The sequence below is a fragment of the Campylobacter concisus genome (assembly GCF_002913865.1).
Classification (GTDB): Bacteria; Campylobacterota; Campylobacteria; order Campylobacterales; family Campylobacteraceae; genus Campylobacter_A; species Campylobacter_A concisus_AM.
On sequence record NZ_POYX01000121.1, the window covers coordinates 21,242 to 27,770 of the forward strand.

6 protein-coding genes are annotated in these 6,529 nt (G+C 41.6%); all 6 read left to right on the forward strand.

Going from position 1 to position 6,529, the window contains the following annotated elements; all coding sequences use genetic code 11:
• Nucleotides 1-13 precede the first annotated feature (13 nt).
• The 6 genes from fbaA (at nt 14) to CYP77_RS07735 (ending at nt 6,510) form a co-directional block, all read left to right on the forward strand.
• Nucleotides 14-1,078: a class II fructose-bisphosphate aldolase gene (gene fbaA, locus CYP77_RS07710; protein WP_103566994.1), complete on the forward strand. Its 1,065-nt coding sequence runs from the start codon at nt 14-16 to the stop codon at nt 1,076-1,078.
• Nucleotides 1,079-1,082: 4 nt separating this feature from the next.
• The gene (locus tag CYP77_RS07715) at nt 1,083-2,396 is read left to right on the forward strand and encodes a MotA/TolQ/ExbB proton channel family protein (protein WP_103566993.1); all 1,314 of its coding nucleotides are present in this window, start codon (nt 1,083-1,085) and stop codon (nt 2,394-2,396) included.
• The gene (locus CYP77_RS07720) at nt 2,393-3,484 is read left to right on the forward strand and encodes an OmpA family protein (RefSeq protein WP_103566992.1); all 1,092 of its coding nucleotides are present in this window, start codon (nt 2,393-2,395) and stop codon (nt 3,482-3,484) included. Before CYP77_RS07715 ends, CYP77_RS07720 begins: the two co-directional genes overlap by 4 nt.
• Nucleotides 3,477-4,328, forward strand: a complete 852-nt coding sequence (locus tag CYP77_RS07725) for a pyridoxal-phosphate dependent enzyme (protein ID WP_103566991.1) — start codon at nt 3,477-3,479, stop codon at nt 4,326-4,328. Before CYP77_RS07720 ends, CYP77_RS07725 begins: the two co-directional genes overlap by 8 nt.
• Entirely contained in the window at nt 4,325-5,617 is a 1,293-nt protein-coding gene (gene hisD, locus CYP77_RS07730) for a histidinol dehydrogenase (RefSeq protein WP_103566990.1), read from the forward strand. Before CYP77_RS07725 ends, hisD begins: the two co-directional genes overlap by 4 nt.
• A gap of 137 nt (nt 5,618-5,754) precedes the next feature.
• Nucleotides 5,755-6,510: a flagellin gene (locus CYP77_RS07735; protein WP_181001434.1), complete on the forward strand. Its 756-nt coding sequence runs from the start codon at nt 5,755-5,757 to the stop codon at nt 6,508-6,510.
• Nucleotides 6,511-6,529: the final 19 nt, after the last annotated feature.

Sequence of the window (6,529 nt, forward strand, 5' to 3'; positions counted from 1 at the left end):
TTTGGAGGATAAAATGGGCGTTTTAGATATCGTAAAACCTGGTGTTTTAAGCGGAGATGATGTAACAAAACTTTATGCTTATGCCAAAGAGCAAGGTTTTGCAATACCTGCTGTAAATGTCGTAGGCAGCGACTCAGTAAATGCTGTTTTAGAAGCGGCAAAGGTTGCTAACTCGCCTGTTATCGTTCAGTTTAGTAATGGCGGTGCAGGTTTTTACGCTGGTAAAGCCTGCGAAAATGCAGCCGTTCTTGGTGCGATCGCTGGAGCAAAGCACGTTCATCTGCTTGCCAAGGCTTACGGCGTGCCAGTCATCTTACACACTGACCATGCTGCTAGAAAGCTTTTGCCTTGGATAGATGAGCTAGTAAAAGTAAGCCATGAGTATAAAAAAACTCACGGCGTGCCACTTTTCAGCTCTCATATGCTTGATCTTAGCGAAGAGAATATCAACGAAAATTTAAGCACATGCGAGAAGTACCTAAAAGAGCTTAGCGAGCTTGGTATCAGCCTAGAAATCGAGCTTGGCGTCACTGGTGGCGAAGAAGATGGCGTTGATAACACAAGCGTTGATAACGCGCTTCTTTACACCCAGCCAGAGGACGTCGCGCTTGCTTATGAAAGACTAAGTAAGATAAGCGATAAATTTAGTATTGCAGCTAGTTTTGGCAACGTCCATGGCGTCTATAAACCTGGCAATGTCGTGCTAAGACCAGAAATTCTTAAAAACTCACAAGCCTATGTGGCTAAGAAATTTAATACAAAAAGCGACAAGCCTGTAAATTTTGTATTTCATGGCGGTAGCGGCAGTGAGCTAAAAGATATCAAAAATGCTGTGAGCTACGGCGTTATCAAGATGAACATTGACACCGATACCCAGTGGGCTTTCTGGGACGGCGTGCGCGAGTATGAGGCTAAAAATAGAGCATACTTACAAGGTCAGATCGGCAACCCAGAGGGCGATGACAAGCCAAATAAAAAATACTACGATCCAAGGAAATGGCTAAGAAGTGGTGAGGAGAGCATGGTTAAGCGTCTTCAGACTGCTTTTAGCGACTTAAACTGCCTAAATAGGAACTGATCCTATGCAAAATCAAAATGATTTTAGTGAGCTAAGCGTGCCAAAAGAGCGCCAAGCTCACTCTTTCTTTGTCTTTTTTAAAGTTATCTTTATCCCTTTAGCCATCTACATCTTGGCGATACTAGCCTATCTTGGCGTTATAAATTTTCAGATGAAGCTTCACACCATCGCGATGATGGGCATTATACTCTTTGTTGCTTTTGTATTTTCACGCCACAGTGCCTTGGTAGCCTACTCAAATTTCTTAGCAAATGCCAAAGACTACAAGATAAGGCTAAAAGAATTTATCATCGCTCATCTCTTTGAAATCTCAAGCGTCAAAAAGGCAAACGCAAAATTTGAAGACTTTTTCGAGAGCTATACAAGAAATTTTAGAAATGACAACCTAGCAAACATCGGCCAAGCAGTCTTTCCTATGCTTGGAATTTTGGGCACATTTATCAGTATCGCGATCTCGATGCCAAGCTTTAGCTCAAGCACTGCAAACGGACTTGAAAAAGAGATCGCTATACTGCTAAACGGCGTGGCTACGGCGTTTTACGTATCGATATATGGCATATTTTTAGCGCTTTGGTGGATGTTTTTTGAAAAGATCGGCATTAGTAAATTTGAGAGATTTTATAGCGAGCAAAAAGAGCTAAGCCGAGAGTTTTTCTGGCAAGAAAATGAGCTAAATGCAAATTTTATGAAAGCAAGTGTAGGCTACTTTAAAGATAGTCACGATGCTTTTAAAATGGTGCTTGATGATAAATTTATAAAAGAGCTAAGCGAGCAGACAAATGAGAAATTTAATAGTTTAAAAGAGCTTTGTGAGGTTGAGAAAAATATCATCAGTCAAAGCAAGGCAGAGCTTAGCGCAAGTTTAAAAATACTAAATGAATCTGGGCTAAAACAAGATGAATTTGTAAAGATCCACTCCGATATACTAAAGGCAGTTGGCGCATTTTCTAACGCCTTTAAAGATATGGAGGTTAAAATTTTAACTGAGCATGCAAAGCTTGGCGAGATTTTTAGCAGAAATTTAAACGCCACAAAAGAGAGCCAGCTTAAATTTGAGCAGACTATAAAGAGCTTTGACAATGTTTTAAGGGAATTTTCTTACTCGCTCATGAAAGAGCAAAACGAGGCGTTAAAGGCATTTAGAGCCTCACTCGTGGAGAGTGCGACGATATTTAAGGCAGCCTACGAGCAAGAGGGCAGGAGCTTGGAGCGTGAAAAAGAGCGCGAGAGCCTCATTGCTGAGCTTAAGAAGAATATAGACGAGATCGACAAAGAAGCAAATTCTGTAATAGAAAAAATCGAAAATCTAGTACAATGAAAATAAACAAAAATAACGAGGATCAATCGAGCTTTTGGGTTTCGTACGCAGACTTGATGGCGGGTCTGCTCTTTGTTTTTATGCTGCTAATAGGCGCTGTCGTCGTAAAATACGTCCTAACTCAAAACACTCTTGAAAATAAAGAGCAAGCCATCATCGCAGCACTAGCAAATTTAAAAGACGCTCAGGGTAAGAATTTCACCCTTGAAGAGCTAAATGACGCCCTAAAAAGCGAGCTTTCAAAGATAAGCGACGAAAACATAAATTTAAAAAAATCAAATGAAATTTTTGTCATCCAAATAGACGCCCTAAAAGAAAAACTAGCCCAGCTCATAGAGGAAAACAAGGACGCAAATGCGAGCATAAAAGAGCTAAATGCCAGCATTTTTGATCTAAATCAAAAGATGATCGTGCTAAATGATGAAATTTCATCAAAAGATAGGGCACTTAGCGACGCAAACGAGAGCAGCGAGAAAAATTTAGCCAAGATCGCCTTTTTGCTCGAGCAAGTGAGCAAAAAAGAGGCTAGATATGACGAGCTTTTAAAGGATCTAAATGTCACTCGCGACAGGGTCAAAAACCTAACTGGCATAAGAGTAAAGGTGATCTCAGCCCTAAAAGATAGGCTAGGATCAAGCATCGAGATCGACCCAAACTCAGGCGCACTAAAGCTTAGCTCCTCAGTACTTTTTGATAAGGGCAGTGCAGTCTTAAAAGAAGAAGTCAAAGAGGAGCTAAAGGCCACGCTTAGTAAGTATTTTGACGTACTTTTAAATGATAAAGAGATCGCCTCAAACATCGATCAGATCGTGATCGAGGGCTTTACGGATAGCGACGGAAGCTACATTTACAACTTAGAGCTCTCACAAAAAAGAGCCTACGCGGTGATGGAGTTCATAAACTCATTTAGTGACGATGCGCGCCTTAGAAAGTTGCTTGTCGCAAGTGGCCGAAGCTACAATGAGCTAGTTTTTAAAGACGGAGTCGAGGACAAGGACGCTTCAAGGCGCATAGAGATCAAATTTTCACTCTCAAACAAAGAGGCTATCAACGAGATAGAGAAATTTTTGGAGTTTAAGGGTGATTGATAAAATTCGCTTAAGAGGGCGAGAATTTTGGCTTTTAAGAGATGATCTGCTAGGTGAGTTTAACGGCAATAAAGCAAGAAAGCTAGAGTACTTTTTAAAGGCCGATCTTGGCGGCATCAAAGCCATCGTATCTCATGGCTCAAGCCAGTCAAATGCCATGTATAGCCTAAGTCTTTTTGCTAAACTAAAAGGGCTTAAATTTTACTACGTCGTCTCTCATCTAAGCTCAAATTTAGAGCAAAATCCAGTTGGAAATTTGAAATTTGCACTTGAAAATGGTATGGAAATTTTTGTGAAAGAGGAGCGCGAGAAATTTGCTAAAGAGCTAGCAAAGAGCGAAAATGCGCTCTTTATAAACGAGGGCGTGGCGCAGAGTGAGGCCGAGCTTGGCTTTATCACGCAGGCGCGTGAGATAAATGAGTGGAGTAAAAAAAGTGGCATAAGACCTGATATCTTCTTGCCCTCAGGCACAGGTACAAGCGCATGCTACTTAGCAAAGCACACCGATCTTAGAGTATTTACAGCCCCTTGTGTAGGAGACAGCGACTATCTAAAAAAGCAAATTTATGAGCTAGATAAAGATAGCAAAGTGCAAATTTTAAATCCGCCAAAGAAGTATCATTTTGGAAATTTATACCCTGAGCTTTATGAAATTTGGCTTGAGGTTTGCAAAAGTGGTGTAGAATTTGAGCTTATTTACGACCCAGTGGGCTTTATGACGCTTTTTGCAAATTTAGATAAGCTTGAGAGCGAAATTTTATATATCCACCAGGGCGGAATTTTGGGTAACATTACACAAAAGCAAAGATATGAGAGAAAACTAAAAATAAAGGATCATAAATGAAATTTTTACACAGCAGCGACGCTGACTTTGAGAGTAGATTTTCGCAGCTTGTTAGACGAAGTGACAACGACATGAGTGCCGTGATGCCAGTAGTTGCGGGCATCATAGACGAAATAAAAAAAGATGGCGATAGCGCGCTTTTTTCGCAGATAAGCAAATTTGATAAATTTAATGTCACAAGCAAAAACGACATAATAATCGACGTAAAAGAGATGGAAGCAGCCTATAACTCGCTAGATAACGCTCTAAGAGTGGCTCTAAATTTAGCCCACGACAGGATAAAAAGCTATCACGAGCGCACAAAGCCAAGCGACTGGACCTACAAGGACGAGCACGACATCTTACTTGGAGCAAAATACACCCCAGTTGATCGCGCTGGCCTTTATATCCCAGGCGGCAAGGCGGCATACCCTAGCTCACTTCTTATGAATGCTATCCCAGCAATCGTAGCAGGCGTAAAAGAGATCGTAGTTTGCACCCCAGCGCCAAATGGCAAGGTAAATCCTCTGCTCCTTGCTGCGATGCATCTATGTGGCATCAAAACAGCCTTTAAAATAGGCGGTGCAAGCGCGATCGCAGCGATGGCGTACGGCACAGCAACCGTGCCAAAGGTCGATGTCATCACAGGACCTGGCAACATCTACGTAGCGACTGCTAAAAAGCTAGTTTATGGGGACGTAAATATCGATATGATCGCAGGCCCAAGCGAGATAGGCGTGATAGCTGATGATAGTGCGGACCCTCGCCATATAGCGATCGATCTACTCTCGCAAGCCGAGCACGACGAGATCGCAAGTGCCTTTTTGATAACGCCAGTGGAGGCCTTTGCAAGGGCAGTGCAAAGACACATAGAGGACGAGCTAAAAACTCTAAAACGCGAACCAATCGCGAGTGCTAGCATGAGAAACAAAGCTGCTATCATCGTTGCAAAAGACTTGCAGGAGTGCTTTAAACTGATGAACGAGCTTGCTGTGGAGCACCTAGAGATCGCTACAAACGACGCTTTGAGCTATATGGACGAGGTGAAACACGCTGGAGCGATATTTTTTGGACACTTCACGCCTGAAGCGATGGGCGACTATTTAGCTGGACCAAACCACACCTTACCAACTGGCGGAAGTGCGAGATTTTACTCGCCGCTTGGAGTTGAAAATTTCATGAAGCGAAGCTCTATCATTTCAGTTAGCAGAAAAGGCATCATGCACCTTGGCAAACCATGCATGCAGCTAGCCGAAGCCGAAGGACTAACAGCCCATAAAAGATCAATTGCTGTGAGACTAGAAGACTAAAAAAGGCGAAGAATTTAGGAAAAATGGCTTTTTTCTAAATTCTTTTTATAATATTTTTTGCTTTAAGAAATATTTTTGCAACTTTTTATGAAATTTATAGTAAAATCCATCACGAAACTACTAAAAAAGGAGTTGATATGAAGTTAGGAACTTATACTGCAAACCAGGCTTCAGGAAACTATTATTTAGATCAAGCTAAAAATAGCGAGAAAAAGGCGCTAAACGCCATCTCTGCAAATAGCGAGATCAAAGCATCAGGTGCAAATTTGCAAATCGCAGAGAGCTTACTTTCGCAAACAAATGTCCTAAATGAGGGCATGGCAAATGCAAACGATATGATCGGCATGCTTCAGATCGCCGACTCAACGCTTTTAAATTTAAGCGAGAGCGCTGATAAGATCGGTGAGCTATCAAGCAAGCTTTCAAACCCAGCTCTTTCAGCTAACGAGCAAAAGGGCATAAAAGGCGAGATAAATGCGCTTAAAAATGCGATGAGCGACAGCGTAAAAGAAGCCAAATTTAACGGTAAAAACGTTTTTGACGCCGAGCTTGGCTTTTTCACAGGCGAGGGCACAAAAAATATAAATTTAAGCACAAATGCTCTTTTAAATGTTAAAGAGGATGGCTCAAATTCAGGCGATATTTTGAAAAATATAAATTCACTTCGCTCAGAGATCGGCTCGACACAAAATGCTGTATTTAAAGGTATGAACGCTCTAGCTGCCAGAAGTGTAGCAAATGCTAATAGCGTAGAAAACCTTGATAGTAGCGACATCGCAAAGAACTTGGAAGAAAATTTACAAGCAAATTTAAAGCTACATGCTGCCTCTTTAGCTAAAGCTCACGATACTACGAGCTTGGCTGCAAAACTAGATAAACTTCTAGGCGAATAAATTTTTACCGGTCTTTGGC